5 protein-coding genes are annotated in these 4128 nt (G+C 44.7%); 3 read left to right on the forward strand and 2 right to left on the reverse strand.

Going from position 1 to position 4128, the window contains the following annotated elements; translation table 11 throughout:
* Positions 1-321: 321 nt before the first annotated feature.
* Complete coding sequence (locus QUA03_RS28400; protein WP_333217002.1) at positions 322-963, reverse strand: cofactor assembly of complex C subunit B; 642 nt, start codon at positions 961-963, stop codon at positions 322-324.
* Positions 964-1074: 111 nt separating this feature from the next.
* Positions 1075-1806: a response regulator transcription factor RpaB gene (rpaB, locus tag QUA03_RS28405; RefSeq protein WP_071587789.1), complete on the reverse strand. Its 732-nt coding sequence runs from the start codon at positions 1804-1806 to the stop codon at positions 1075-1077.
* Positions 1807-1969: 163 nt separating this feature from the next.
* On the opposite strand from rpaB, the gene radA reads away from it, so the two are divergent.
* Genes radA through QUA03_RS28420 form a run of 3 tightly spaced genes read left to right on the forward strand, consistent with a single transcriptional unit; the run spans position 1970 to position 4071 of the window.
* A complete protein-coding gene (radA, locus tag QUA03_RS28410; RefSeq protein ID WP_333217003.1) occupies positions 1970-3526 on the forward strand; it encodes a DNA repair protein RadA in 1557 nt (518 codons plus the stop codon).
* A gap of 45 nt (positions 3527-3571) precedes the next feature.
* The gene (locus QUA03_RS28415; protein ID WP_333217005.1) at positions 3572-3808 is read left to right on the forward strand and encodes a type II toxin-antitoxin system prevent-host-death family antitoxin; all 237 of its coding nucleotides are present in this window, start codon (positions 3572-3574) and stop codon (positions 3806-3808) included.
* On the forward strand, positions 3805-4071 hold the full coding sequence (locus QUA03_RS28420; RefSeq protein ID WP_333217007.1) for a type II toxin-antitoxin system VapC family toxin: 267 nt from the start codon (positions 3805-3807) through the stop codon (positions 4069-4071). Before QUA03_RS28415 ends, QUA03_RS28420 begins: the two co-directional genes overlap by 4 nt.
* Positions 4072-4128 lie beyond the last annotated feature (57 nt).

Genomic DNA, 4128 nt, shown 5'->3' on the forward strand with positions numbered 1-4128 from the left:
TAAAATCTAAAATCTAAAATCTAAAATCTAAAATCTAAAATCTAAAATCTAAAATCTAAAATCTAAAATCTAAAATCCACAATCCACAATCTAAAATCTAAAATCTAAAATCTAAAATCCACAATCCACAATCTAAAATCTAAAATCTAAAATCTAAAATCTAAAATCTAAAATCTAAAATCTAAAATCCACAATCTAAAATCTAAAATCCACAATCCACAATCTAAAATCTAAAATCCACAATCCACAATCTAAAATCCACAATCCACAATCTAAAATCTAAAATCCACAATCCACAATCTAAAATCTAAAATCTAAAATCTAAAATCGATTGATGGTATTTTCTAGTTTGTCGGCAATGCCTTCAACCCAGTTTTCATCTTGTTTTGTATAGCTGCGGGGCGCGTTAGCACCTAAGATTAAAACGCCTTGGCTGCCGATAGGTTGACAGATGACTCCTTGGGTATTTTCTGGCAAATAGTCAAATTCAATTTTGCCGGGATAAATATTGAGATTTACTAAATAAACTGGTTTATTTTTGTCGAGAACTCGCTGCAAAATCGGTCCTGGTTTGACTTCGGGATTGATGCCTAAAATACCGCGTCGCAATAAAACTTTTCCCTGATACACAATGACGATCGACCTTGTGGCGGTATTTGTCAACAGCAAACGCGACGCCCAGGCTAATTCTATTTTCACGGCATCCGGCAAATCCGGCGCAAATTCAAAACCTTCTTCGCCGATAAGTTTTACGGAATCGGGCGATCGCGCTTGCACCTGCTGCCACAGCAAACCTGTTAAAATCAGCAAAGCGCTGATAATTACTCCCAAAGCGTCCGATCGAGCTTGAGAATCTGTAATTTGCTCTGTCAGCAACCGATTTACCATTAGCAGCGTACCTGCTAACCCTCCTGCAACTAAGGGCAATTGCCGCAAAACTTTATTGGGATCAGATTTAGTCATTAGTCATTAGTCATTAGTCATTAGTCATTAGTCCTTAGTCATTGGTCATTGGTAATTGGTAGTTGGTAATTTAACTAATGCCAACTGCCAACTGCCAACTGCCAAGTGACTTTATCCTACTTCTCCAATTTCGACAATTCGCTGGAAGAGATAACCGGTGCCACGGGCGGTGAGAATTAATTCGGGATTGCTGGGGTCGTCTTCCAACTTTGCCCTCAGCCGCGAGATGTGAACGTCCACTACGCGGGTGTCTACGTGGCGTTCTGGCGTGTATCCCCACACTTCCTGCAAAATTTCTGATCGGGAAAAAGGCTCTCCAGAACGGCTGACAAGCAGTTCTAACAGGCTGAATTCCATGCCAGTGAGCCGAATTCGTTCGTCGCCTTTGTAAACTTGGCGCTTGTTGGTGTCAATCCTAATATTGGTGACGTGGATGACTCCGGAACTAGGAATTCCCGATGCGCCGTTTTTGTCAACCCTCCGCAGTACCGAACGGATGCGGGCTTCGAGTTCTTTGGGAGAGAAAGGTTTGACGACGTAATCGTCGGCACCCAATTCTAAACCGGTGATGCGATCGGCTACGTCTCCCAAAGCAGTTAGCATGATGATCGGTACGTCTGACTCTTTACGCAACTCCTGACAGACGCCATAACCGTCTAGCTTCGGCATCATCACGTCCAAAACCACTAAGTCGGGTTCGGTGTTGCGAAATGTTTCGAGAGCTTCTTCGCCGTCAGCAGCGGTGACGACATCGTAGCCAATCATGGAAAGGCGAGTCTCCAGAATGCGGCGGATACTGGCTTCGTCATCGACTACCAGAATTTTTTCTTTATGGTTTTCCAAGTTACCGAGCACTCCTTAAGTTACATTTCAGATAATGTTATTTTTTTGTACCCTATCATAGAAGACACAAATTGAATCATGGGCGGTGATCGGTCTGAAAGCTTGATAATTGCTTTAACTCAGACTTTTCTAAATTTTAAGGGTGACTATTTATCATAAAACAATGCCTAAGCCTCGAATACAATATATTTGTCGGGAATGCGGCTATGATTCACCACAATATTTTGGCAGATGTCCTAGCTGTCAGAAGTGGGATTCTTTTGACGAGCAGTTAGAGCAACCTACTGCTGGTGTGCCGCGGGCTGGTTTAACTGGGGTGACAACTAAGACAGTGGGCGGTTCGCCCCCTGATAAGTCGAAGGGTCAACCAAGGGTATCTTTCAGATTATCGCAGATTTCCGACCAAACTCAGTCTCGCTGGCCTTCTGGTTACGGGGAACTCGATCGAGTTTTGGGAGGGGGGATTGTTCCGGGCTCGCTGGTGTTGATTGGGGGGGAACCGGGAATCGGCAAATCGACGCTGCTGTTGCAGGTGGCGAATATGTTGGCCCGCAAGGATCGGATACTGTATGTGAGTGCGGAGGAGTCCGGCCAGCAGGTGAAGTTGCGATCGCAGCGTTTGGGCGTGGCTAATCCGGTTGATTTGTCAAGCAACGGCGGGCATAAATCCGGCAGCAACGGGGAAGCTAAAAGGGATTCCGAGGACAATTCAGCGGAGAATTTCTATTTGCTTCCAGAGACGGATTTAGAAGTTGTTTTGCGGGAGTTGGAAGCGCTGAAACCGAATGTAGCGGTGATTGACAGCATCCAAACTATTTATTTTGCTAGTTTAACATCGGCTCCGGGTTCGGTGGCTCAGGTGCGGGAATGTACGTCTGCTTTGATGCAGGTTGCGAAAAGGGAAAATATTACTTTATTTATTGTCGGTCACGTTACGAAAGATGGAGCTTTGGCCGGGCCGAGGGTTTTGGAACATTTGGTAGATACTGTACTGTATTTTGAGGGCGATCGCTTTGCTTCTCATCGACTTTTGCGATCGATGAAAAACCGTTTTGGCGCGACTCACGAAATCGGTGTTTTTGAAATGGTAGCCAACGGTTTGCGAGAAGTAGATAATCCGTCGGAGTTGTTTTTAGGGAACAGAGATGAATTTTCTCCCGGTACTTCGACGACTGTTACTTGTGAAGGAACTCGACCGATTTTAGTGGAAATTCAGGCGTTAGTTAGCCCTGCAAGTTTTGGTTCGCCTCGCCGCACTACTACTGGTGTGGATAATGCTAGATTGCAGCAAATTTTAGCTGTTTTGGAGAAAAGGGTGGGGATTCCTTTATCTAAATTAGATGTGATTTTGGCGACGGTGGGCGGGTTGAAGGTGGATGAACCGGCGGCGGATTTGGCGGTTGCTATCGCCGTTGTGGCCAGTTTTCGCGATCGGGTGGTTGATGCACGCACTGTTTTGCTTGGGGAAGTGGGTTTGGGGGGACAGGTGCGGCCGGTTTCGCAATTAGAGTTGCGGCTGAGGGAGGCGGCGAAATTGGGTTTCAAAAGAGCCATTATTCCTAAGAATCAACCGGTGCCAGAGTTAGGGATGGAGATTATCCCGGTGGCGAGGGTAATCGATGCAATTATTGCGGCGATTCCGGCTACTCCCGCTCAGTTGCAGCCTGGTGATTTAGAGTTTCAGCCTGTTGATTTGGAGGAAGAGGATTTATCGAATTGAGTTAAAATAGTGATGCTGTAGATTGACTGTAATCAGGCAAAAAATATGTATCAAGTAGACATTGTTGAGGCAAAAGAAAAGCTTCTGGAATTAATCGCAGCGGCGATGAGAGGCGAAGAAGTGGCGATTACTCAAGACAACCAGCCTGTTGTAAAATTGGTAGGAATACCGCCAGCTAATAAGAAGCGATGGCCGTCCAAAGCTGGGAGTGCTAAGGGAATGGTTTGGATGTCGGATGATTTTGACGAACCGCTAGAAGAGTTTAAGGAGTATATGGAATGAGGTTGTTGTTGGACACTCATACTTTCATTTGGTATGTGACAGACAACCCTAGACTTAGCGCCCATGTCAAACTGCTAATTGAGGATGAAAATAACGAGAAGCTAGTCAGTATAGCTAGCATCTGGGAAATGGCGATTAAGCACAGCATAGGCAGGCTAAACTTTAGTCTGCATTTTATGGAGTTTGTCAGACAGCAACTCAGTGTTAGCAATATTGGGCTACTAGAGATTAATCTCAACCATATTTATAGTCATTTCAAATAAATGTGAGACAGAGGCAAGATCATGATAAAATCGATAAAAATAGTTAATTAGAAAAAA

The organism is Microcoleus sp. S36b_A4 (genome assembly GCF_036700645.1).
Classification (GTDB): Bacteria; Cyanobacteriota; Cyanobacteriia; order Cyanobacteriales; family Microcoleaceae; genus Microcoleus.